General features: G+C 58.7%; 21 protein-coding genes and 1 tRNA gene. 14 read left to right on the top strand and 8 right to left on the bottom strand.

Translation table 11 applies throughout. The features are described from left to right. Positions 1 to 53 precede the first annotated feature (53 nt). On the bottom strand, positions 54 to 1,235 hold the full coding sequence (locus ACOERD_RS15375; protein WP_419737631.1) for an ISNCY family transposase: 1,182 nt from the start codon (positions 1,233 to 1,235) through the stop codon (positions 54 to 56). A gap of 242 nt (positions 1,236 to 1,477) precedes the next feature. Here ACOERD_RS15375 and ACOERD_RS15370 point away from each other — a divergent pair, with 242 nt between their 5' ends. Continuing rightward, on the top strand, positions 1,478 to 1,615 hold the full coding sequence (locus ACOERD_RS15370; protein ID WP_419739614.1) for a hypothetical protein: 138 nt from the start codon (positions 1,478 to 1,480) through the stop codon (positions 1,613 to 1,615). Here ACOERD_RS15370 and ACOERD_RS15365 read toward each other — a convergent pair. Together ACOERD_RS15365 and ACOERD_RS15360 are read right to left on the bottom strand one after the other, a co-directional pair. After that, positions 1,612 to 2,334, bottom strand: a complete 723-nt coding sequence (locus ACOERD_RS15365; RefSeq protein ID WP_170548820.1) for an RlmE family RNA methyltransferase — start codon at positions 2,332 to 2,334, stop codon at positions 1,612 to 1,614. The two genes, ACOERD_RS15370 and ACOERD_RS15365, sit on opposite strands and share 4 nt — an antisense overlap. After that, positions 2,334 to 3,446, bottom strand: coding sequence for a Ppx/GppA phosphatase family protein (locus ACOERD_RS15360; RefSeq protein WP_170373666.1), 1,113 nt, complete (start codon positions 3,444 to 3,446; stop codon positions 2,334 to 2,336). The genes ACOERD_RS15365 and ACOERD_RS15360 overlap by 1 nt, the downstream gene beginning before the upstream one ends. Before the next feature lie 156 nt (positions 3,447 to 3,602). Here ACOERD_RS15360 and ACOERD_RS15355 point away from each other — a divergent pair, with 156 nt between their 5' ends. From ACOERD_RS15355 to ACOERD_RS15325, 7 genes are all read left to right on the top strand, one after another. After that, positions 3,603 to 4,784, top strand: coding sequence for an ISNCY family transposase (locus ACOERD_RS15355; protein WP_419737631.1), 1,182 nt, complete (start codon positions 3,603 to 3,605; stop codon positions 4,782 to 4,784). A 258-nt stretch (positions 4,785 to 5,042) separates the two neighbouring features. Continuing rightward, on the top strand, positions 5,043 to 6,929 hold the full coding sequence (locus tag ACOERD_RS15350) for a PhoX family protein (RefSeq protein WP_419739613.1): 1,887 nt from the start codon (positions 5,043 to 5,045) through the stop codon (positions 6,927 to 6,929). 246 nt (positions 6,930 to 7,175) lie between these two features. Next, positions 7,176 to 7,472: a virulence factor gene (locus ACOERD_RS15345; protein ID WP_419739612.1), complete on the top strand. Its 297-nt coding sequence runs from the start codon at positions 7,176 to 7,178 to the stop codon at positions 7,470 to 7,472. Between the two features lie 26 nt (positions 7,473 to 7,498). After that, the gene (locus ACOERD_RS15340) at positions 7,499 to 8,425 is read left to right on the top strand and encodes a methylenetetrahydrofolate reductase (RefSeq protein ID WP_419739611.1); all 927 of its coding nucleotides are present in this window, start codon (positions 7,499 to 7,501) and stop codon (positions 8,423 to 8,425) included. A gap of 9 nt (positions 8,426 to 8,434) precedes the next feature. Beyond that, positions 8,435 to 9,496 carry a methyltetrahydrofolate cobalamin methyltransferase gene (locus ACOERD_RS15335; protein WP_170373670.1) on the top strand — a complete coding sequence of 354 codons (1,062 nt, stop codon included), beginning with the start codon at positions 8,435 to 8,437 and terminating at the stop codon, positions 9,494 to 9,496. 126 nt (positions 9,497 to 9,622) lie between these two features. Beyond that, entirely contained in the window at positions 9,623 to 10,450 is an 828-nt protein-coding gene (locus ACOERD_RS15330; protein ID WP_419739610.1) for a polyphosphate kinase 2 family protein, read from the top strand. A 64-nt stretch (positions 10,451 to 10,514) separates the two neighbouring features. After that, positions 10,515 to 10,588 (top strand) — tRNA-Gly (locus tag ACOERD_RS15325). A 10-nt stretch (positions 10,589 to 10,598) separates the two neighbouring features. Here the strand turns inward: ACOERD_RS15325 and ACOERD_RS15320 are convergent. Together ACOERD_RS15320 and ACOERD_RS15315 are read right to left on the bottom strand one after the other, a co-directional pair. After that, positions 10,599 to 11,456 (bottom strand): class I SAM-dependent methyltransferase, encoded by an 858-nt coding sequence (locus ACOERD_RS15320; protein WP_419739609.1) that lies wholly within the window; start codon positions 11,454 to 11,456, stop codon positions 10,599 to 10,601. 22 nt (positions 11,457 to 11,478) lie between these two features. After that, entirely contained in the window at positions 11,479 to 13,524 is a 2,046-nt protein-coding gene (locus ACOERD_RS15315) for an ASKHA domain-containing protein (protein WP_419739608.1), read from the bottom strand. Positions 13,525 to 13,743: 219 nt separating this feature from the next. Between ACOERD_RS15315 and guaB the strand changes: the two genes are divergently transcribed. Both guaB and ACOERD_RS15305 read left to right on the top strand, forming a co-directional pair. Continuing rightward, complete coding sequence (gene guaB, locus ACOERD_RS15310) at positions 13,744 to 15,192, top strand: IMP dehydrogenase (protein ID WP_170374314.1); 1,449 nt, start codon at positions 13,744 to 13,746, stop codon at positions 15,190 to 15,192. Positions 15,193 to 15,267: 75 nt separating this feature from the next. Further along, a complete protein-coding gene (locus ACOERD_RS15305; RefSeq protein ID WP_419739607.1) occupies positions 15,268 to 16,425 on the top strand; it encodes an RsmB/NOP family class I SAM-dependent RNA methyltransferase in 1,158 nt (385 codons plus the stop codon). Between the two features lie 135 nt (positions 16,426 to 16,560). Here the strand turns inward: ACOERD_RS15305 and ACOERD_RS15300 are convergent, their stop codons facing one another. Next, on the bottom strand, positions 16,561 to 16,746 hold the full coding sequence (locus ACOERD_RS15300; RefSeq protein WP_419739606.1) for a hypothetical protein: 186 nt from the start codon (positions 16,744 to 16,746) through the stop codon (positions 16,561 to 16,563). Between ACOERD_RS15300 and ACOERD_RS15295 the strand changes: the two genes are divergently transcribed. Continuing rightward, positions 16,739 to 18,481 carry an IS1634 family transposase gene (locus tag ACOERD_RS15295; RefSeq protein ID WP_419737624.1) on the top strand — a complete coding sequence of 581 codons (1,743 nt, stop codon included), beginning with the start codon at positions 16,739 to 16,741 and terminating at the stop codon, positions 18,479 to 18,481. The two genes, ACOERD_RS15300 and ACOERD_RS15295, sit on opposite strands and share 8 nt — an antisense overlap. 295 nt (positions 18,482 to 18,776) lie before the next feature. Beyond that, on the top strand, positions 18,777 to 20,825 hold the full coding sequence (locus ACOERD_RS15290) for an ATP-binding protein (protein WP_419739605.1): 2,049 nt from the start codon (positions 18,777 to 18,779) through the stop codon (positions 20,823 to 20,825). On the opposite strand, the gene ACOERD_RS15285 is transcribed toward ACOERD_RS15290, so the two are convergent. After that, positions 20,728 to 20,946, bottom strand: a complete 219-nt coding sequence (locus ACOERD_RS15285) for a hypothetical protein (RefSeq protein ID WP_419739604.1) — start codon at positions 20,944 to 20,946, stop codon at positions 20,728 to 20,730. The two genes, ACOERD_RS15290 and ACOERD_RS15285, sit on opposite strands and share 98 nt — an antisense overlap. On the opposite strand from ACOERD_RS15285, the gene ACOERD_RS15280 reads away from it, so the two are divergent. After that, entirely contained in the window at positions 20,939 to 22,681 is a 1,743-nt protein-coding gene (locus ACOERD_RS15280; RefSeq protein WP_419737624.1) for an IS1634 family transposase, read from the top strand. The genes ACOERD_RS15285 and ACOERD_RS15280 overlap by 8 nt on opposite strands. A gap of 116 nt (positions 22,682 to 22,797) precedes the next feature. Further along, on the top strand, positions 22,798 to 22,953 hold the full coding sequence (locus tag ACOERD_RS15275) for a hypothetical protein (RefSeq protein WP_419740175.1): 156 nt from the start codon (positions 22,798 to 22,800) through the stop codon (positions 22,951 to 22,953). Positions 22,954 to 22,956: 3 nt separating this feature from the next. Here ACOERD_RS15275 and ACOERD_RS15270 read toward each other — a convergent pair whose 3' ends face one another. Beyond that, complete coding sequence (locus tag ACOERD_RS15270; protein WP_419739603.1) at positions 22,957 to 23,550, bottom strand: sulfotransferase family 2 domain-containing protein; 594 nt, start codon at positions 23,548 to 23,550, stop codon at positions 22,957 to 22,959. Between the last annotated feature and the right edge of the window lie 181 nt (positions 23,551 to 23,731).

The raw sequence follows: 23,731 nt of genomic DNA, 5'->3' as shown, positions 1-23,731 counted from the left end.
GCCGTAGGCGACCGTAGATTTGGGCCACCGCGTTCGCGCCACGTCGAAGCGGGTCACGCGACTTTGTGTTTGCTATCCTCCTGTGTGATGGGTGATCCGTCAGGCTGGTAGCGGCCAATGCATCTCGGGCCGTGGAAGATGACCAGTTGACCATCGGGGTATTCGTGGACCCTGACCTTCGCCTTGACGAAATGATGACGGTGCCTGTCTGCCGCGATCTGCATGACCAGGCCCTTGTAGCGCACCGTATTGTCGTTGCCGACGACGCGGTCTTCCTGCACACACAGGGTGTCGCGCACATTGCCTGTAAACGGCACGAAGGCCGAGGTCGTATCCTCCGGCTCCTTTGCAAACAGGGCATTGTGTTCGGGAAGATAGACCTCTTTCAGGAACTGATTGGCCTCTTCAATGGTTGTGATCCCATGGGACCGCAGTTCCTGCGGCAATCGGTTCTGGAACGTGCCAAACATGCGTTCAGACCGTCCACGGGCCTGCGGTGAATAGGCCGGGATCAGCTCAATGCCGAGTTGCTGCAAGGCGCGCCCGACCTGGGTCAGATTGTCCTTGTCCACTTTGCCGCCCGCTTCGGGCGTATGCCAGTAATGAGAGCCCCGATCGGCATAGAGCGAGCAAAACAGACCTTGCGCCTCGATCACCTCTGTCAGCCCCTGAAAACTGCTCATCGTCCCTTCTTCCTCGACAAAGAATGCCGAATAAACCCGGTTGGTGGCATCGTCCATGGTGACGATCAGATCCCACCACTGACCCGGAACCCATTCATGGCTGGAGCCGTCCTGATGCAACATCATGCCAACCATCGGACGGCGGGGCCGCTTGCGCCGATGGGCACCTCGTCGGGGTGCTGCCTGAACCCGGCCGTGGCGCTGCAGTGTAAGCCGCACCCAGTTGTAGCTCTGTGTGAAACCATGGTGGGCCACCAGCTTCTCGTGGAAATGCTTCGGCGTGTAATCCCAGTACTTGGTATCAAACAGTTCAAGCATCTCCATGACCTTATCCGTGGCAACACGATTGTTGGCCAGTTTGCCAAGCCGACGGTCGTACAGACCTTCTGCACCATCCGCCTCAAATCGATCCTCCCAACGCCTGACGGTGCGCACGGATACACCCAGTATCTCAGCCGCCTGTTCTTGCGTCAGCTTGTTCGCGCTTCGCCGCGAATACACATCTTCAAACTTCATCAGTCGAACTTCCTGTAACACTTCTGCTCGGTTCATAACGCCTCCTCTCAGAGACAGAATAGAACCGGACAGATCGCATGTTACATACACCGGACATATCGCGTGTTAGCGACACTCGGGCCATAAGAACGGCCCTCGCGCGCCCGTTTCGCGCCATCATCCCGGCAGAATTCACCTGTAGACCTATGTCCGAGGGTGTCAGGTCAACGGGTTGTAAAAGGTGTCACATGTCGGAACATGTTTTGAAACAGCCAGCTGCACGGGGCAGGCAGGTCTCAATGGATCAACGGATCGCGGAACTTCGGGGCCGCAAGCCGATTGATCTTAACCATGGTGAGGGGCTGATGCTGCAAGGCATTGCAGCCGCGTCGCTTCGCGAACAGCGGTTGGCCGGTCAGATCGTACTTGAGGACTAGGCGCCGCCTCGGAATCCGGTCGCAACCACGAACTTCTCGGAACTGTCCGAACGCGATGCAGGCGGTTTGACGTTTGCGACTTTCTCGAACTTCTGCTTGAGCAGCTTTTGCAGATCGCCCTCGGCGCCACCGGCCAGAACCTTGGCCACAAACGTGCCGCCATCCTCCAGCACGTCAAAGGCAAAATAAGCGGCGGTTTCGCACAATGCCATGATCCGCAAGTGGTCGGTCTGCTTGTGACCCGAAGACGCGGCAGCCATGTCCGACATCACAACGTCAGCCTTGCCGCCCAGCCACTCTTTGACCTTGAGATCCGCGTCATCTTCCATGAAATCCAGCACATGAGCCGTCGCGCCTGCAACAGGTTCGACCTCTTGCAGGTCAACACCCAGAACGGTGCCAATACGCTTGCCGCTTTTCTCGCCCAAAGCATTCACCCGTTTGACCGCGACCTGCAGCCAGCCACCAGGCGCACAACCCAAGTCAACAACGCGCGCACCGGGGACCAGAAAGCGGAACTTCTCATCCAGTTCGAGGATCTTAAATGCCGCTCGCCCGCGATAACCTTCGGCATTCGCGCGTTTGACATAGGGGTCGTTTAACTGCCGCTCAAGCCACCGGGTCGAGCTGAGCTTGCGCCCACGCGCTGTCTTCACCTTGACCTTCAGGTCGCGCTGTCCGCGGCCTGAGGTGTTTTTTCCACTCGGTGTCTTCGCCATCAGAACGGTCCGTCTTCCAATACGCCGTCCGCGCTCATCTGCGCATAAAGCAACCCTTCACGCAGCCCCCGGTCCGCCACAGACAGGCGGTCGGTGGGCCAGCAACGCAAAAGGGCCTGCAAAATGGCCGAGCCGGACATGATCAGGGCCTGCCGGTCATCCCCAATCCGAGGGTCCCGGCGTCGCCCGTGAGGGCCGAGTTCTAAATACCCGCGTATGACTTTGTCAATCTGATCGCTGGTCATGCGCAAACCGTCCACCTTGGTCCGGTCATAGCGCTTCAGGCCCAGATGCGAGGCGGCTACGGTCGTGACAGTACCGCTTGTACCGACGATCTGAAAACCCGCTCGGGTCTGTTCGTCCTTGTAAGGGGCGAAGTCGGCGAGGTTTTCCTCGAAAAACCAGCTCATGAGCGCAAACCGGGCCGAGTCATCCTCGACGTCATGAAACTGGTCGCGCAGGGTTGCGACGCCCAGCGGGACGCTGATCCAGTCCACGACCTTGGCGGCCGGGAAGGGGCTGTCGGCGGTGTGAAATCCGTTATGCAAGCGCATGATCGCCGCAGGCCGATCGCGACGCGGCACGGACGAGATGTCGATCCACACCAGCTCGGTCGAGCCGCCGCCGATATCAACGACCAGCAACTGCTCGGTCTTGGTCGACACCAGAGGCGCGCAGGAGATGACGGCCAGACGGGCCTCTTCCTCGGGTTGGATGATCTCAAGGTTCAGGCCGGTTTCACGCCGCACCTGCCGGATGAAATCCCGTGAGTTCTTGGCGCGGCGACAGGCCTCGGTTGCGACCAGACGCATCCGTTTAACCTTGTTGCGCTTCAGCTTTTGCTGGCAGATTCGCAGCGCTTGAACAGTGCGCGACATTGATGCCCGGGACAGCCGTCCCGTGCGTTCCAAACCCGCGCCCAACTGCACGGATTTGGAGAAACTGTCGACCACATGGAACCCGCTCCCCTTGGGTTGGGCTATCAACATGCGGCAGCTATTTGTCCCCAGATCCAACGCCGCATAGAGTGCATCTGGATCGGGTCTTGCCGGCGCGGGGCTTTCGACCGCCTTCGGGAACGCGCCCGCACCTTTGGGACGCTTGGGCGCCATTCGTAACGCCCTCCGATTTTCGAGTTAAGTTGACCCTAGGCGGGGTCTCGCCGACGCGCAAGTGATTTCAATTTTGAATGTCGCTAACACGCGATATGTCCGGTGTATGTAACATGCGATCTGTCCGGTTCTATTCTGTCTCTGAGAGGAGGCGTTATGAACCGAGCAGAAGTGTTACAGGAAGTTCGACTGATGAAGTTTGAAGATGTGTATTCGCGGCGAAGCGCGAACAAGCTGACGCAAGAACAGGCGGCTGAGATACTGGGTGTATCCGTGCGCACCGTCAGGCGTTGGGAGGATCGATTTGAGGCGGATGGTGCAGAAGGTCTGTACGACCGTCGGCTTGGCAAACTGGCCAACAATCGTGTTGCCACGGATAAGGTCATGGAGATGCTTGAACTGTTTGATACCAAGTACTGGGATTACACGCCGAAGCATTTCCACGAGAAGCTGGTGGCCCACCATGGTTTCACACAGAGCTACAACTGGGTGCGGCTTACACTGCAGCGCCACGGCCGGGTTCAGGCAGCACCCCGACGAGGTGCCCATCGGCGCAAGCGGCCCCGCCGTCCGATGGTTGGCATGATGTTGCATCAGGACGGCTCCAGCCATGAATGGGTTCCGGGTCAGTGGTGGGATCTGATCGTCACCATGGACGATGCCACCAACCGGGTTTATTCGGCATTCTTTGTCGAGGAAGAAGGGACGATGAGCAGTTTTCAGGGGCTGACAGAGGTGATCGAGGCGCAAGGTCTGTTTTGCTCGCTCTATGCCGATCGGGGCTCTCATTACTGGCATACGCCCGAAGCGGGCGGCAAAGTGGACAAGGACAATCTGACCCAGGTCGGGCGCGCCTTGCAGCAACTCGGCATTGAGCTGATCCCGGCCTATTCACCGCAGGCCCGTGGACGGTCTGAACGCATGTTTGGCACGTTCCAGAACCGATTGCCGCAGGAACTGCGGTCCCATGGGATCACAACCATTGAAGAGGCCAATCAGTTCCTGAAAGAGGTCTATCTTCCCGAACACAATGCCCTGTTTGCAAAGGAGCCGGAGGATACGACCTCGGCCTTCGTGCCGTTTACAGGCAATGTGCGCGACACCCTGTGTGTGCAGGAAGACCGCGTCGTCGGCAACGACAATACGGTGCGCTACAAGGGCCTGGTCATGCAGATCGCGGCAGACAGGCACCGTCATCATTTCGTCAAGGCGAAGGTCAGGGTCCACGAATACCCCGATGGTCAACTGGTCATCTTCCACGGCCCGAGATGCATTGGCCGCTACCAGCCTGACGGATCACCCATCACACAGGAGGATAGCAAACACAAAGTCGCGTGACCCGCTTCGACGTGGCGCGAACGCGGTGGCCCAAATCTACGGTCGCCTACGGCTCCCTCCGAATTGGGCCACCGCGCAATCAACTGAAGCGGACAATTGGCATGTTACCTACACCGGACAATTCAGAATGTTCTCGACAGTGATTTCAATTTTGAATTTAACGTGAGTGTCACACAGCGTTCATACTGAAATGCAATTCCCGTGCCGATCCCCATTTCGGGATTCTCTACAAGCTTACAGCCAGATACGGAGACTGCCATGAAAGATGAGCGCACCCTGTCCTTCGATGAATTTGATGAAGTCGTAAATCCGCGCCCCGAGGAATGTGAATTTGACCGAGTGGTCGAGCGCGCCTTGTCGCGACGTGGCTTTCTGGGGGGCGTTTTGGCCATGGGCAGCTTTACCGCAGTAGGCGGCTCGCTTCTGCCTACCGGTGCACGCGCGTCAGCTGATCGGTTCTCGTTCGAGGCGATTCCAGTCTCCACTGCCGATGAAGTGGTCGTGCCCGCAGGCTACAAGGCCGAAGTCATGGTACGCTGGGGCGATCCGTTGTGGTCCGACGCACCTGAATTCGATCCTGCGACTCGTGGCACCGCCGCCAGCCAGGAACGCGCCTTTGGCGACAACACCGACGGTCAGGACGTTTTCTTCCATGACGGTCACGTTCTGCTGGTCGTGAACAACGAATACACCAACCGTGACATTCTGTGGGGCAACAATCCGGACGCCAAGGCGGCCTCGGATGACGATGTCGCCAAGGGCATGATGGCCCACGGTGTGACGGTGGTCGAGATTGCCAATACCGACGGCAAATGGGGCATCGTCAAGGACAGCCCGTATAACCGCCGTATCACGCCGCAGACCGACATGACCATCACCGGACCGGCTGCGGGCCATGACCTGATGAAAACCGCCGCTGATCCAACCGGCACGACCTCCAAGGGGACGTGGAACAACTGCGGCAACGGCATGACGCCTTGGGGCACCTATCTGGCCTGTGAAGAGAACTTTAACGGCTACTTCTCGGCAGAAGACGAAGCGCACGAAGTCAGCGCCGAGCTGAAGCGCTATGGCGTCTCGTCCAAGGATTGGGGCTATGGCTGGGCCAAGATCGACGAGCGTTTTGACGTCTCGAAGAACCCCTATGAACCGAACCGTGCCGGTTACGTTGTTGAGATCGACCCGACCGACCCAACCTCGACCCCGCGCAAGCTGACCGCTCTGGGACGTTTCAAGCATGAAAATGCCGAGTCTGTAGTGAATAATGACGGTCGCGTTGTTGTCTATATGGGCGATGATGAGCGCGGCGAGTTCCTGTACCGCTTCGTTTCGGACGGTGTCTATGCAGCAGGCGTCGATACCAACGCGCTGCTGGAAAACGGTACGCTGTCGGTTGCCAAGTTCAACGATGACGGCACCGGTGAATGGCTGGACCTGACGCCCGAGACAACCGGTTTGGCTTCGCAAGCTGAGGTCAGCATCCACACCCGCCAGGGCGCGTCTGCTGTGGGCGCGACCACCATGGACCGCCCCGAATGGGTGGCCGCCAACCCGAACGTGGCCGAGGTCTATTGCTGTCTGACCAACAACAAGAACCGGGGCGTCAAGCCGAATGCCGGTGGGGATGACACCTCGGTCAACGGTCCGAACCCGCGCGAGGCTAACAACTATGGCCAGATCGTACGCTGGCGCCCCGAAGGTGGCGATCATACCGCGCCCGGCTTTGCCTGGGATCTGTATGTGCTGGCGGGCAACCCGAATGTCCATCAGGACACCTATGGCGGGTCGGACAACGTCAATGCCGAGAACATGTTCAACTCACCCGATGGTCTGAAATTCGACAGCAACGGCCTGCTGTGGATCCAGACCGACGGCAACTATGGCAACGAAGGTGATTTCGAAGGTCAGGGCAACAACCAGATGCTGGCAGGTGACCCGGTCACCGGCGAAATTCGTCGCTTCCTGGTCGGCCCGAATGAGTGCGAGATCACCGGCCTCAGCTGGTCGCCGGATCGCCGCACCATGTTCGTAGGCGTCCAGCACCCCGGTGAGGACGGCAACAGCCACTGGCCCGAAGGCGGCGATGCCGTGCCGCGCTCGGCCATCATCGCGGTCACGCGCGACGATGGTGGCTTGGTCGGCTAAGGCCGAAAACGCCCTTAAAAATAGGCCCCGGACGGTGTTGCCGCCCGGGGTTTTTGCTTGTGTTGAGCCATCCTCATACAAGCGTTGAAAGTTTTGATATCTGGTTTTCTGTGAAACCCGGCTAAAACCACTGTACACCGTCATAGGCAAAAAGGTCGCTTGGAAGGCGCTGGGTGTCGAAAACCGACCTCCTTAGCCCAATATAGACGTTTAGAACCGCCCCATTGGTTAGGAGGAATCACAGCTATGCCTGACGTCACCATCGTGTACTGGCGCGACATCCCCGCTCAGGTCATCGTCGGCAAAGGCCGTCGTGGCGCAAAGCGGCAGTTGGAAGAACGGTTTGAACAGGCCATCGACCGCGCCGCCATGAAGGTGAATGCCAAGGACAGCGATGCCTACCTGGCCGAATGGCGCAAGGCTGAGTCTTTCGCGGTTGAGGGCGACCCGTCCGAGATTGCCGAAGCGCAGGCTGTGCGTCTGGAAACGGAATACGATCAGGACCGCATCAAGGCACTGATCGCGAATGACGGTTGGGCATGAGCCCGAAATCTATATGGGAGGCCGCAATGGCTTTGCTGAACTTCAAGAAACGTGATGCCGCCGAAAACGGCCCTGTAAACCCGACCGTCGAAGCCTTTCTGCAGGGCTACTCGATCGAGGTAATGCCCCGGACCGCCGAAAAGGTCGAAGATTTCCGCGCGCTGCTGCCCGAAGGCACCCGTGTCTACATCGCCCACATCGAAGGCACGCCGATCGAAGACATGGTGAAAACCGCCAAGCGCATCTCCGCCGAAGGTTACCCGGTCATGCCGCACTTCCCGGCGCGCATCATCAAGGATGCCGTGACGCTGGAGAACTGGATCTCGATGTATCAGGGCGAAGCGGGCGTTGATCAGGCGCTGCTGCTGGCTGGCGGCGTGGCCAAGCCCCATGGTGATTTCGACAGCTCGATGCAACTGTTGGAGTCAGGCCTGTTCGACAAAGCCGGTTTCAAGCGCCTGCATGTTGCCGGTCACCCCGAGGGCAACAAGGACATCGACCCGGACGGCTCGACCAAGAACGTTGATGACGCGCTGCGCTGGAAACAGAAATTCAGCGAAACCACCGACGCCGAGATGGCGCTGGCCACTCAGTTCGCGTTCGACGCAAAGCCGATCATCGAATGGGCGAACGGTCTGAAAGAGGCGGGGATCGACATCCCCGTCCATATCGGTATCGCGGGTCCTGCCAAGCTGCAGACCCTGATCAAGTTCGCTATCGCCTGTGGCGTTGGCCCGTCGCTGAAAGTTCTGCAAAAGCGCGCCATGGATGTCTCCAAACTGCTGCTGCCCTATGAGCCAAATGATGTGATCACCGAGCTGGCCGAATACAAAGCTGCCAACCCGGATTTCAACATCACCAACGTACACTTCTTCCCCCTTGGCGGCATCAAGACCAACGCCAACTGGGCCATCAACAACGGCGGCGCTTCGGCGAAGCCGGTCAACGCTTAAGGAACGGACATGACCCGTACAGTCGTAGAATCAAAAACAAAAACCGCCGTTCTTGGCTTTGACGAACCGTTCTGCGTGATTGGCGAGCGGATCAACCCCACAGGCCGCAAGAAACTGGCCGCTGAGCTTGAGGCAGGCGACTTTTCAACCGTTGAGAAAGACGCCCTGGCGCAGGTCGCCGCTGGCGCGACCGTTCTGGATATCAACGCAGGCGTTGTCTACAATTCGAACCCCAACCCGAACGAGACCGAGCCGCCGCTGATGCGCCAAATCGTTGAGCTGGTTCAGGGTCTGGTTGACGTCCCGCTCTGCATCGACTCGTCGGTTCCCGGTGCGCTGGAGGCCGGTCTCGAGGCGGCTGAAGGCCGTCCGCTGCTGAACTCGGTCACCGGCGAAGAAGAGCGACTGGAGCTGGTTCTGCCGCTGGTCAAGAAATACAACGTTCCGGTTGTTGCGATCTCGAACGACGATACCGGCATCTCCGAAGACCCCGATGTGCGTTTCGACGTGGCCAAGAAAATCGTTGAGCGCGCTGCCGATTTCGGCATCCCAGCGCATGACATCGTGGTTGACCCGCTGGTTATGCCGATCGGCGCGATGGCAACTGCTGGCCAACAGGTCTTCGCTCTGGTCCGTCGTCTGCGTGAGGAACTGGGCGTGAACACCACGTGTGGTGCGTCCAACATCTCGTTCGGTCTGCCGAACCGTCACGGCATCAACAACGCCTTCCTGCCGATGGCGATGGGTGCTGGCATGACCTCTGCGATCATGAACCCGGTTGCTCTGCCGACGACGCAGAAGAAAATCGCCGAGAAGAAAGAGGCCGTTGCCGCCGCCGGTATCATCCTGCCCGAAGGTATGGACGATGAGGCCTTCGTTCAGATGTTCGGTCTGGGCTCGACCCAACCGCGCGCCGGCAAGGAGATGGAGGCCATCCGCGCCGCCAACCTGCTGACAAACAACGACCCGCACGGCGGGGCATGGATCAAGTTTAACAAATCGCCTGAAGAAGCGGCTGCGGCCGGTGGAGCAGGCGGTCGTCGCGGCGGTGGCCGCCGCCGTCGAGCTTGATTTTCTGAGCTATTAGACCAAAGGCCGGGCATTACGTCCGGCCTTTTTCGTTTGACCCTGATCAATGCAGCAAGCGTGATATCGTAGAGACTGGGGCGGTCCTTTCCGCAACGATCAGGTGCTTTCATGTCCAAACATCACCCTCCAAAACTGGCCGACGCAGACCTGAGTGAGAAGTTGGGCAAGAAGGTCTATTTCGACAAGCTGATCGATCTGCAGGCGAAACTGGCACGTATTCAGCAAGCTTTTCTCTTCCATGGAACCAAGGGTGTAATCGTCTTTGAAGGTTGGGATGCCGCTGGCAAAGGTGGCACGATCCGCCGTATCAGCCAGGCGCTTGATCCGCGCAGTTTCAAAGTCTGGCCGATCGGCGCGCCGCGCAACTACTATCTCAATCGCCACTATCTGCTGCGGTTTTGGGAGCGCTTGCCGCCAGAAGGTGCAATCTCGGCCTTTGACCGCAGTTGGTACGGGCGTGTTCTGGTGGAACGGATCGAGAAGTTCACACCGGAGAAACGGTGGCGCGCGGGATATCGAGAGATCAACGATTTCGAGCGCATGCTTGTTGATGACGGCACCCGGATCGTAAAGCTGTTCTTTCATATCTCACAAGACGAACAAATGGCGCGTTTCACCGAACGCCTGCGCAACCCATTGAAGCGCTGGAAGCTGACTTATGAGGATTTCCGCAATCGCGAGCGTTGGGACGAGGCCGGGATCGCCGTCGATGAGATGCTGGCGCGTACGTCAACGGCGATTGCACCGTGGCACGTTATTCCGGCTAACAACAAAAAATCTGCGAGAATCACGGCAATGCAAGCCATCGTTGATGCGTTCTCAAAGGACATAGATCTAAACCCACAGCATTTGGACAAACGGACTTTGGACGCGGCGTGTAAGGCATTGGATGTTGACCAATCATTGATCGACTCTCTGCGGGCGAGGACAGAGTAATCCATAAACCTCACCGAAAGGCGCTTGCAGTTCCTCAGGTGGCGATGGTATCTCAAATTTCGCGGCGGGTATGATGTAATGGTAGCCTGTCAGCTTCCCAAGCTGAACGCGCGGGTTCGATTCCCGCTACCCGCTCCAACTTCAATGTCTATTGTGAACGGCGCGCTTGCAGCAGGTTGATAGCGGCCGGGACACGCGTTCCTTCCGAAGTGAGGTATTCCTCGAACTGTAGCACAACAGTATCGACGATCGCGCGCACATCCTCTTCGGTGCCGTTGAAATGCGCGATCACACGCGCAGCAGGTCCCACACGGGTGCAAAGCAGGGCTGCGTCTTCGACCGATAGTGGCCCGTTTAACATCAGCGAAACCGTCGTGACCTGAACATCCACCAGCCCCGCATCGGTCATCAGACCAGCGACTCTGTCCTTGTCATGGAAGGCGAGCGGCCCAGGGGCATTGCGGTCAACTTTAGGCGGCTGACCCAGCCGCGCTGTGGCAGCGATATGCGGGGTTTTGAACCAAGGGTTGTCAGACAGACCGCCCCAGGCGGCAAAGGTCATCTGCGCACCGGGCTTCAGGGCGCGAGCCATGTTGGCGAAGGCGACGGTCGGGTCGGCAAAGAACATGACGCCGAACCTTGAGATCATCGCGTCAATATCGCCCCGCGAAAGCTCTGTGGTCTGAGCGTCGGCATATTGAAACGAAAGATTGCCCAGACCAGCATTGCTGGCCCGCTGGCGCGCGCGCTCTAGAAACTGTTCCGATATGTCGATGCCGCGCACCGCACCCTCAGCCCCGACAAGCTGCGCAGCGGCCAGCGCAGATGCGCCAGTGCCACAGCCGATATCAAGAATCCGCATGCCCCGTGACAGGCCAGATCGTTTCAGGACCAGTTCCAGGACGGGCTGAAACAAGGTGTCCAGCTGATCTTCAAAGGTCAGCCAGCGGGCACCCATTTCAGACTTGCCCCAGAACTCTTCCTGATCACCGTTGATGTTCAGCATCGCAGCCCCCTTTTGAGGGGAACTATGACCTCCGGCGCCGACGGCGGCCAGTCTTTTCCTCATCGCCGCCACCGGTGTTGAAGGACGGTGCGGGCAGGGTGACGACCTGTGCGAGTTCCGGGAAGGGGTCGGTCTTGTGCGGGATCGCGTTGGCGGCGACGAAGTGGTCCTGGAACTTCGGCTCGATGGCGGTTTCGATCTTGGTGATCTCGCGCACCACACGTTCGATCTCGGCGCGCGATCCGATGTTGCACAGGGCAATCCGGGCGCCGGTGCCAGCCGCGTTGCCCGCGCTAGAAACCTTGTCGAGCGGCGCATCCGGGATCATGCCCAGAACCATCGCGTGTTTGGTCGAGATATGCGCCCCAAAGGCCCCGGCCAGAACCACGCGATCCACGCGGTCGACCTCCATCTCGTCCATCAACAGGCGCGCACCGGCATAAAGCGCCGATTTTGCCAGCTGGATGGCCCGGATATCGCCTTGGGTGACGGTGATCCGAGGGCCACCTTCCGCGCTGGAATCATGGATCAGATAGGCGTGTGTGCGCCCTTCGGGAACGCAGCGGGGCGTGCCGGTTTGCTCGGCCGACCCGATCAGGCCGCTTTCGTCCAACAGACCGGCGATGCGCATCTCGGCCACGGCTTCGATGATGCCCGAGCCGCAGATGCCGGTGATGCCAGTGGTGGCGATGTCCTGATCAAAGCCGTCCTCATCGGACCATTTCTCGGATCCGATCACGCGGAAGCGGGGTTCCTTGGTGACGGGGTCAATCTCGATCCGCTCAATCGCACCGGGCGCGGCGCGTTGGCCCGAACTGATCTGCGCGCCTTCAAAGGCAGGCCCTGTGGGCGACGAGCAAGCCAGAACACGACTGGTATTGCCGAGCAGGATTTCGGCATTGGTACCCACGTCTACGATCAGCACCAGATCTTCGGACTTGCCGGGTTCTTCCGACAAGGCAACGGCAGCACAGTCGGCACCCACGTGACCGGCGATACAGGGCAGGATGTAGATCTGCGCGCGCGGGTTCATCGTGGTCAGGTCCATCTCACGCGCGGGCAGGGACATGCTTTCCGAAGTCGCCAGCGCAAACGGAGCTTGTCCCAGCTCGACCGGGTCCAGACCCAGAAGCAGATGGTGCATGACCGGGTTACAGACAAAAACAGTCTCAACGATCAGACTGGCGTCAATGCCCGCTTCTTCAGCGATTGAGGTGGTCAGGTCATTGATCGCCTCACGCACGGCCTTGGTCATCTCCTGATCGCCGCCGGGGTTCATCATGGCGTAGGAGACGCGACTCATGAGGTCTTCGCCGAAGCGGATCTGGGGGTTCATCAGGCCCGAGGATGCCTTGACCTCACCTGTCTCCAGATCGGTCAGATGCGCCGCAACCGTGGTCGAGCCGAGGTCGATGGCCAAACCAAAGAGACCCCCTTCGTGCAGGCCGGGCCAGATTTCGACGATGCGGGCCACCGGGTCCTTATGACCTTTGTGAACGGCAACAGTGACTTCCCATTTACCTTTGCGCAGAACCGGTTGCAGCTTCGACATCAGGGACAGATCTGCGGTGACGGCCTCGATCTTCCACTGCTCGCGCAGGGCACGTTCCAGACGCTCCAGATCGCCGGTGGGCGAGTGCATATCGGGTTCCTCGACTACGACGAAATATAGCCGCGTGGCCGGGTCCATGGTGATGGCGCGCGCAGCTGCGGCCTTGCGGACAACCTGACGGTGAACCTGACTTTCGGGCGGCACGTCGATCACAACATCACCCTGAACCGAGGCCTGACAGCCCAAACGACGACCGGGTTTCAGGCCACGTTTGTCGTCATAGCGCTGCTCGACCGCGTTCCATTCGCTCAGCGCGTCTTCCGAGACCGTCACGCCGTGCTTGGGAAACTCGCCGTAGCTAGGCGTGATCTGACATTTCGAGCAGATGCCGCGCCCCCCGCAAACCGAATCCAGATCGACGCCAAGCTGTCGGGCGGCGGTCAGAATCGGGGTGCCAATGGGAAAGTGCCCGCGTTTGCCCGAGGGGGTAAAGACGACAAGGGGGTCGGTGGTCATGGTCGGCCTGCCTTTAAAGTGTTCGCGCGTATGCCGGGGAAGATATGAATTTATTCACAAAGGGAAAGCCCTGACAGCGGCACGTTTTGTACAACGAGCGTCGTTTTGTGACCTGCTATTCCTACCCAAGGACAAACAACTTGGGTTCTGGGGCTTTTCCTTCGGGTCAATCCATGCAATAGGGTCACCGCCAAACGGGCTTTTGCATGGGGTTTGATGATGCAGATTCGTGAGGCACTTACCTTTGACGACGTACTTCTTGTTCCGGGCGCATCTTCAGTGCTGCCGGCAACGGCGGATACGACGACGCGCGTGACGCGTCAGATTTCCATGAACATCCCGCTGCTCAGCTCGGCCATGGATACTGTGACCGAGGCGCGCATGGCCATCGCCATGGCGCAGGCCGGTGGGATCGGTGTGATCCACAAGAACCTCTCGGTCGAGGAACAGGCCCGCGAGGTCCGCCGTGTGAAACGGTTCGAATCCGGCATCGTCTACAACCCGGTGACGCTGCGCGCTGATCAGACGCTGGCAGACGCGCAGGCGTTGGTTCAGCGCTACAACTTCACGGGTTTCCCGGTTGTGGATGAGCAGGGCCGCGTTGTCGGCATCGTGACCAACCGGGACATGCGCTTTGCCACGTCGGATGACACGCCCATCAAGGCCATGATGACCTCGGACAATCTGGCGATGCTGCAAGAACCTGCCGATCTGGAAGAGGCCAAATCCCTGATGCGCGCTCGTCGGATCGAAAAACTGCTGGTCGTTGATGGTGAGGGCAAGCTGACCGGTTTGTTGACCCTGAAAGACACGGAACAAGCCGTTCTGAACCCAACGGCCTGCAAGGACCATCTGGGCCGTCTGCGCGTCGCCGCCGCGACCTCGGTCGGGGATGCAGGGTTTGAGCGTTCGGAACTACTGGTCGACTCGGGTGTCGATATCATCGTCGTCGATACCGCTCACGGCCATTCCGAAGGTGTTCTTGAGGCGGTCAAACGCGCCAAAACGCTGTCGAACGAAGTTCAGATCATTGCAGGTAACGTCGCAACGGCTGACGCCACCAAAGCGCTGATTGATGCGGGCGCGGATGCGATCAAGGTTGGCATCGGGCCGGGCTCGATCTGTACCACGCGGATGGTGGCCGGTGTCGGGGTGCCTCAGCTGACGGCGATCATGGACTGCGCCTCAGCCGCCGGAGATGTGCCGGTGATTGCCGATGGTGGTATCAAGTTCTCGGGCGATTTCGCCAAGGCCATCGCGGCGGGTGCGTCATGCGCCATGGTCGGTTCGATGATCGCGGGTACGGATGAAAGCCCGGGTGAGGTGATCCTGTATCAGGGCCGCTCTTTCAAATCCTATCGCGGCATGGGCAGCTTGGGCGCCATGGCGCGTGGCTCGGCGGATCGCTATTTCCAGAAAGATGCCGCCAATGACAAGCTGGTGCCGGAAGGGATCGAAGGGCAGGTGCCCTATAAAGGCTCTGCAGGAGCGGTTGTTCACCAACTGGTCGGCGGTCTGCGCGCGGCCATGGGCTATACCGGCTGCGCCACGGTCGAAGAGATGCGCAAGAACTGCAATTTCGTCAAAATCACCGGGGCGGGTCTGAAGGAAAGCCACGTGCATGACGTGCAGATCACGCGCGAAAGCCCGAACTACCGGGTTATGTGATCTGGTGATCTGTTGTAGGCGGCGCCCCGACGCGGGCGCCGTTTTGCGTTCTTGGAAAACCCGACGGAGGGAAAGATGACCCCGGCAGCCCGTGTTCAGGCCTCAATCGAGATCCTTGACCAAATTCTGGACGGCGCGCCCGTTGAAAAAGCCCTGACTGGGTGGGCGCGGCGCAGCCGGTTCGCAGGCTCCAAGGATCGCGCAGCGGTGCGGGATCACGTTTTTACGGCCTTGCGCTGCAAACGGTCCTTTGCGGCTCTTGGGGGGGCTGAGACGGGTCGGGGACTGATGATCGGAGCGCTGCGTGCTGCGGGGCAGGCGCCTGCCACTCTCTTCACTGGCGAACGCCACGCGCCTGAGCCGATTGAAGCGTCTGAGCAGGGTCGCGGTTTCGTGTCACTGGCCGAGCAGTTTGATATTCCAGACTGGCTCTGGCCCCGGTTTACGGCGTCCTTGGGGAATGCAGCGACTGAGGCTGCAACTGCGCTGCAAAGCCGCGCTCCGGCTCATCTGCGGGTCAATTTGCGCAAGACAGACGTGGAAGGCGCCGCCCGTGCTTTGGGGGCTGAGGGTATTCAAACTGAACTTCATCCAGCCTGCGAGACGGCTCTTACCGTGATTGAGGGCGCACGCAAGGTTGCGCAAAGCCGGGCTTATCTGGACGGTCTGGTCGAGCTACAGGACGCAGCCAGTCAGGCGGTTGTGGCAGCTTTGCCCCTTAAGCCTGGTGTGCGTGTACTTGACTATTGCGCCGGTGGTGGTGGGAAATCGCTGGCCCTTGCGGCTCATCAAGGAGTCGAGGTGTTTGCGCATGACATCAACCCGAAGCGCATGCAGGACCTGCCGAACCGCGCTGACCGCGCGGGCGTAAGAGTAACCTGCGTTGAGACCGCGGAACTAGCGGGTTTCGCGCCCTTTGACATCGTACTGGTCGATGCACCTTGCTCGGGCAGTGGCTCTTGGAGGCGCGTTCCGGCCGGAAAATGGGCCCTGACCGAAGAGCGTTTGATCGAATTGACTGAGCTGCAACGTGCGATTCTGGGTGAGGTCGCGCCACTGGTTCATCCCGAGGGCCTTCTCGCGTATGCAACCTGTTCGATGCTTCAGGACGAAAACACACAGGTTATTGGAAGCTTTGTGTCGGAGAACCCCGATTGGACGGCGAAGCTGCAACGGAATTGGCGTGTTACGGATGGCGTCGACGGGTTTTTCACGGCGCATCTGATAAGATAGGAACCCATTAAAACAACCTCAGGTAGTTTTCTTAGCCCCTTAACTCTGTTAAGCGGGCATTAACCATTTTGGATCGTTATTGCTCTCAAAAAAGCTACCCGGGTCATTCATGTCCGATTCAACATATTCGTTCTCCTATCCCCGCTCGCGGAGAACGCCGTCTGTTGCACGTGTTTCCTGACTTCCGACCTTTTTGTTGATCTGACTGGGTTTTTGGTTTGTTTTCAGGTGTGGTTGCTCAGAGGCGCGTTGTAGTGCCCCATTATTATAAAAAGTATTGACATGGGCCTTCAGATGGCTAACCTCTTCGCCCATGTTCATCCGCACCAAACATGACGCAAAGCTCAACCGCACACGGATCCAGATCGTTGAATCCGTCCGCACCGGCTCCAAGGTACGCCAGAAGATCCTGCGCCATGTGGGTGTGGCCCATAACGACAGCGAGATTGAGGATATCAAGCGTCTGGCGGGCCGCTTGATGGAGCAATTACGCATTGATCGCTCGCCGCAAATGGAACTGTTCACGCCCACGGAATATGCCGATCTGCAGGCGCTGGTGCGCCGCGCTCCGCGGCCGGACAAGCTTGGCGTTGATCTTGCCGAGTGCCGTGAGGAGGCGCGGGTCTCTCTGGGTCTGCGGGATGTCATGGGGACGATGTATGACCAACTGGGTTGGGGGGCCCTTCTGGGGGCGGCGCGTAAAAGTGCCAATCGCATTGTGAAAGAGCTGGTTATGGCGCGGATCGCACAGCCCGAGAGCAAGCGCGCGACCGTGGAGGCGTTGGAGAACCAGGCAGGCATCACGCTCAATCTGGACGTGGTCTATCGGAGCATGGATTACATCAATACGCCGGTGATAGACGGGATTTGCAAAACCTCTCACGCGGCGGCAGAGAAGTTGCTGGGCGGGCCAGTGACCGTGCTGTTCTACGATTGCACGACCCTGGCCTTTGACACCGAGCGCGAGGACCCGGCCGAGGATGCGGACGGGGTCGAGCAGGATCATCTTCTGGCCAAGGGCTTCAGCAAGGATGGCAAGCATCACCGCGCTCAGGTCATGCTGGCGCTGATCGTCACCTCCGATGGGCTGCCTGTGGGCTATGAACTCTTCCCGGGAAACACCTGGGAAGGTCATACGCTGGAAGCTGCGCTGAAGGCGTTGGAGGGACGCTTCGACGTGGCCAGGGTCACGTTCGTGGCCGATGCCGCCATGCTCAGCAAGGACAACCAGCAGATGTTGCAGAACAAGGGTCTGCCCTACATCCTCGGCTATCGCATGAAGTCCGCCCCGGCCGCCGTGAAGGCGAACATTTTGAGCCCGGAGGGACGCCAGCCTTGGGCTGGACACGGTTCTGAAGAGGCAACCGAGAAGGGCTGGTACAAGGTGATCGACCAGGAGGGAGCGCGGGTCATTGTGACCTGGTCACCCACCCGGGCACGCAATGATGCCCACAAGCGCGACAAGGCAATCGAAAAGCTGCACAAGAAGCTCAAGCGCTCTCGCAAACCCGGCAGCTTCAGCAGCCGGGGATATGGCCGCTTCCTGGCCTTCCCCGACAGCGGGGACGTCACGCTGGATGATGCAAAGATCAAGGCAGCGGCACAATGGGACGGGCTGCATGCCATTGTTGTTCATGGTGCGGACGAACTGGAGGCACAGGACGTCATTGCCCGCTATCACCAGTTGTGGGAGATCGAAGCCTGCTTCCGCACCAACAAGCACGATCTGAAAATCCGGCCCATCTATCACTGGTCGCCGCGTCGGGTCCGGGCCCATATCGCCATCTGCTACATGGCCTTCTGCTGCCTGCAGCACCTGCGCAAGCATCTGGACCTGCTCGGACACCCGATGAGCCCGGCTCGTATCCGCAACGAGTTGAACGCATTGCAGCTCTCGATCCTGCGCCACAAAGGCACCCCTGACCGCTACGGCATGCCAAGCCATGCCACGGTCGATGCCAGACGCATCCTCACCTGCGTCGGCCTGACCTGGAACGAAGCCCCTTTCAAGATACCCCCCGGGCGCACCCGAAAAACTGGCCAGACCAAAGCCTGAGCTCCCTCAACACTCCGAAACAATCGCTGGCGAAAAAAGTCCGTGTAGTGCCTTTTGGCAACCAAGGCATAATAATATCAATGACTTATACGAAAAAATGTCGGAAGTCAGGGGATCGTTATTGCTCTCAAAAAAGCTACCCGGGTCATTCATGTCCGATTCAACATATTCGTTCTCCTATCCCCGCTCGCGGAGAACGCCGTCTGTTGCACGTGTTTTAGCGCTGGTTGGACTGGCCGCCCTTTTATATGTCGCGCCATATACGGGTCGGGTGCCGGCGGACTGGACGCAAGGCATGATCGTCGTCGGAGTCTCGGTCCTTTTTGCGACACTCTGGATTCTGATCGATGGCCTCTTTGCCGACAAGGTCGCTCATCAAACCCTTGATATGCTGGCAGTTTTTGTGGATCAGGACGATTGCGCAAGCGTTATTGCCGATGAAGAGGGCACTGTTCTGGTCGCCAATCCAATTGCGCGCGAACAGTTGAAAGCCAAGCCGGAGGCAACGCTGCCCGAGGTCCTGCGCTCGGTCTTCGCCAACCCGTCGAGCCTTCTACTGAGGTTGCAGACACTGGCCCAAGCAAATGGCTCAGCGGATGAGGACATCATCACAGTTGGCGAGAATGTCCCGGTTTCGGTTGTTCGATTGGCAGACCATCTGTTCTGCTGGCGGTTCAAACTTGGTCGCCAAGGGCAGTGCGATAAAATCGCCCTTCCCGTACTGACCATCGGTCGGGGTGGGCGCCTGTTACACCTTAATACCGCCGCAAGGGCTTTTTTTGGCACGGTACCGGGTTCGATTGACAATATCTTTCCGAACGGATTGCCCCACGATGGTCAGATGTGCTCGGTCCCTGCTTTTGAGGGGGAAAGACGCGTCGCGGTCACTGGCGTATCAGCATCGGGGGCGGAACGGCACCTTGTTTTGATGCCGGTTTCTCAGCCTGTCCAACCCGAGCATGGATCCTCACTTGCCGAACTGCCCGTCCCGATCATTTGCATGACGCCCGAGGGGACCATACTGCAGGCAAACCAGATGGCGTTGGCTCTCTTGGGTGATCTCTGCCTAAATGAGACCAATATTGACCAGATCCTGCAGGGGCTGAACCATCCAATTCTCGAGTGGCTGGCGCAAACGGCATCGGGCGAGGATTCCGCCCGATCCGAATTCCAGCGACTGACCCGCGACGACAAAGAACTGTTTGTGCAGGTCACTCTGGACCGTGTTCAGATCGACGGGAAAACCCACCTCATCGCGGTTCTGAACGACGCGACCGAGTTGAAAACACTCGAGGCGCAATTTGTTCAGGGACAGAAGATGCAGGCTGTCGGCCAGTTGGCCGGTGGGGTTGCGCATGATTTTAACAATCTATTGACCGCGATATCAGGTCATTGCGATCTGCTGCTGCTGCGCCATGATCAAAACGATCCCAACTATGGTGACCTCGTTCAAATCAATCAGAATGCCAATCGCGCGGCGGCTCTGGTCAGCCAGCTTCTGGCCTTTTCGCGCAAACAGACCTTGCGGCCTGAGGTTCTGGACGTGCGCGACACCATCTCGGACCTCATCCACCTATTGAATCGATTGGTCGGTGAGAAAGTTCAATTGACGCTCAGCCATGATCCTGTCCTTAAGCCTGTGCGTGCGGATAAACGGCAGTTGGAGCAGGTGTTGATGAATCTCGTCGTTAATGCGCGCGATGCAATGCCTGAAGGCGGTGAGATTCGCATCGAAACCGAGGTGCTGAGCCTGACCGAGCCCTTACGCCAAGACCGGGCCACGGTTCCGCCCGGCGATTACATGACCGTCAAGGTGATCGACAGTGGGGTCGGTATTCCCGCCGACAAACTGCAAAAAGTATTCGAGCCGTTCTACACGACTAAGCGAACGGGCGAGGGCACAGGTCTTGGCCTTTCCACCGTTTACGGGATCGTCAAACAGACGGGTGGATTCATCTTTGTCGACAGCGCTGTCGGTCGCGGCACTGAGTTTTCCCTGCTCCTGCCGGTTTGCGTCGAAGCGAAACCCGTCGAAGAGCAGGCCGAAAATGTGCCGGATTCCAAAACGGCGCGCCAGGGCGAGGGCGTTGTTCTTTTGGTCGAAGACGAAGCACCGGTTCGGGCCTTCGCGACTCGCGCGTTGCGCCTGAAAGGCTATACGGTGCTCGAGGCTGAATCTGCCGAGGACGCCCTGGCCTTGCTGGAAGATGTCGACCTGAACGTAGACGTGTTCGTAACGGATGTGGTCATGCCCGGAATGGACGGCCCGACCTGGGTTGCCAAAGCCATGGAGACGCGGCCAGATGTCCGGGTCGTGTTTCCTGACTTCCGACCTTTTTGTTGATCTGACTGGGTTTTTGGTTTGTTTTCAGGTGTGGTTGCTCAGAGGCGCGTTGTAGTGCCCCATTATTATAAAAAGTATTGACATGGGCCTTCAGATGGCTAACCTCTTCGCCCATGTTCATCCGCACCAAACATGACGCAAAGCTCAACCGCACACGGATCCAGATCGTTGAATCCGTCCGCACCGGCTCCAAGGTACGCCAGAAGATCCTGCGCCATGTGGGTGTGGCCCATAACGACAGCGAGATTGAGGATATCAAGCGTCTGGCGGGCCGCTTGATGGAGCAATTACGCATTGATCGCTCGCCGCAAATGGAACTGTTCACGCCCACGGAATATGCCGATCTGCAGGCGCTGGTGCGCCGCGCTCCGCGGCCGGACAAGCTTGGCGTTGATCTTGCCGAGTGCCGTGAGGAGGCGCGGGTCTCTCTGGGTCTGCGGGATGTCATGGGGACGATGTATGACCAACTGGGTTGGGGGGCCCTTCTGGGGGCGGCGCGTAAAAGTGCCAATCGCATTGTGAAAGAGCTGGTTATGGCGCGGATCGCACAGCCCGAGAGCAAGCGCGCGACCGTGGAGGCGTTGGAGAACCAGGCAGGCATCACGCTCAATCTGGACGTGGTCTATCGGAGCATGGATTACATCAATACGCCGGTGATAGACGGGATTTGCAAAACCTCTCACGCGGCGGCAGAGAAGTTGCTGGGCGGGCCAGTGACCGTGCTGTTCTACGATTGCACGACCCTGGCCTTTGACACCGAGCGCGAGGACCCGGCCGAGGATGCGGACGGGGTCGAGCAGGATCATCTTCTGGCCAAGGGCTTCAGCAAGGATGGCAAGCATCACCGCGCTCAGGTCATGCTGGCGCTGATCGTCACCTCCGATGGGCTGCCTGTGGGCTATGAACTCTTCCCGGGAAACACCTGGGAAGGTCATACGCTGGAAGCTGCGCTGAAGGCGTTGGAGGGACGCTTCGACGTGGCCAGGGTCACGTTCGTGGCCGATGCCGCCATGCTCAGCAAGGACAACCAGCAGATGTTGCAGAACAAGGGTCTGCCCTACATCCTCGGCTATCGCATGAAGTCCGCCCCGGCCGCCGTGAAGGCGAACATTTTGAGCCCGGAGGGACGCCAGCCTTGGGCTGGACACGGTTCTGAAGAGGCAACCGAGAAGGGCTGGTACAAGGTGATCGACCAGGAGGGAGCGCGGGTCATTGTGACCTGGTCACCCACCCGGGCACGCAATGATGCCCACAAGCGCGACAAGGCAATCGAAAAGCTGCACAAGAAGCTCAAGCGCTCTCGCAAACCCGGCAGCTTCAGCAGCCGGGGATATGGCCGCTTCCTGGCCTTCCCCGACAGCGGGGACGTCACGCTGGATGATGCAAAGATCAAGGCAGCGGCACAATGGGACGGGCTGCATGCCATTGTTGTTCATGGTGCGGACGAACTGGAGGCACAGGACGTCATTGCCCGCTATCACCAGTTGTGGGAGATCGAAGCCTGCTTCCGCACCAACAAGCACGATCTGAAAATCCGGCCCATCTATCACTGGTCGCCGCGTCGGGTCCGGGCCCATATCGCCATCTGCTACATGGCCTTCTGCTGCCTGCAGCACCTGCGCAAGCATCTGGACCTGCTCGGACACCCGATGAGCCCGGCTCGTATCCGCAACGAGTTGAACGCATTGCAGCTCTCGATCCTGCGCCACAAAGGCACCCCTGACCGCTACGGCATGCCAAGCCATGCCACGGTCGATGCCAGACGCATCCTCACCTGCGTCGGCCTGACCTGGAACGAAGCCCCTTTCAAGATACCCCCCGGGCGCACCCGAAAAACTGGCCAGACCAAAGCCTGAGCTCCCTCAACACTCCGAAACAATCGCTGGCGAAAAAAGTCCGTGTAGTGCCTTTTGGCAACCAAGGCATAATAATATCAATGACTTATACGAAAAAATGTCGGAAGTCAGGAGCCATGGAGACGCGGCCAGATGTCCGGGTCGTGTTTGTCTCGGGCTATACCGAGGGCGCGTTTGGCGACTCGGGCCCCCAGGTTCCGAACTCGACCTTTCTGCCCAAACCATTCTCTTTGACGCAACTGACTGAGGCCGTTTTTCAGCAGATGAACTGACGCCTATTGCGCCGCGTCATAGACCGCAAAATCGGCCCTAGAATGCTTGCGGTATGCCGTTTCGGTTTCAGAAGACAGAATTGTCTCTGCGGGTGGCGAGACGTTCTCGCGCTTCAAAGTGAAGTCGTAGTTCAATCGGCTTTGCAGGAATTCCACGATTCTGTCCTGATGGTCGTATTTGAAAACATAGCTGGCCCCAACGCCGTTGTTTCGGGGGCGGAAGAACTGACTCTGACTGCCGACATTAGCAAATTCGGGCTGAGGGGTCTGCATATAGGCCTGCACGAACGCGTCAAAGCTGATATCTCGTGTCGAATGAGGATGCCCGAAGCGATCTTCACGCCGACGAAACCTGTACCAACTACCCAGCCAGTCGATGGGTTCACGGACTACGGCCATGATCTCCATCTCCGTGTGGTACATTTTGCGGAACATGTTCTGGATAAAGCGGTCATATCGGCGCACCGGTGCGTGTTTCAGCTCGGGCGGGTGGGTGATCACAAGATCCGCGCGGGCACGCAATGCGGAGTGATAGGCGGTGCTGCCGGTTTTGGGAACAGATAAAAACGCAAGGCGTTCCTTATAGAAAACAAGCATTTAGTGTTCCCACGTCGATGATAGTTCGGATAACAGATTGACGTAAACTGATCTTTAACACAATTGGCCAAGAGTAGGTTCTGTAAGTTTTAGTTGAAATGTTCTCTTTTTGGTCCCATAAGGAACAAGAGGCGAACAAAGCAGCGATTGCCGCCCGGCAAAGGGTGTGACAAAAGGGAAG

The organism is Ruegeria sp., assembly GCF_965199275.1.
GTDB lineage: Bacteria > Pseudomonadota > Alphaproteobacteria > Rhodobacterales > Rhodobacteraceae > Ruegeria.
This window is presented reverse-complemented; position numbering and strand designations above follow the sequence as displayed.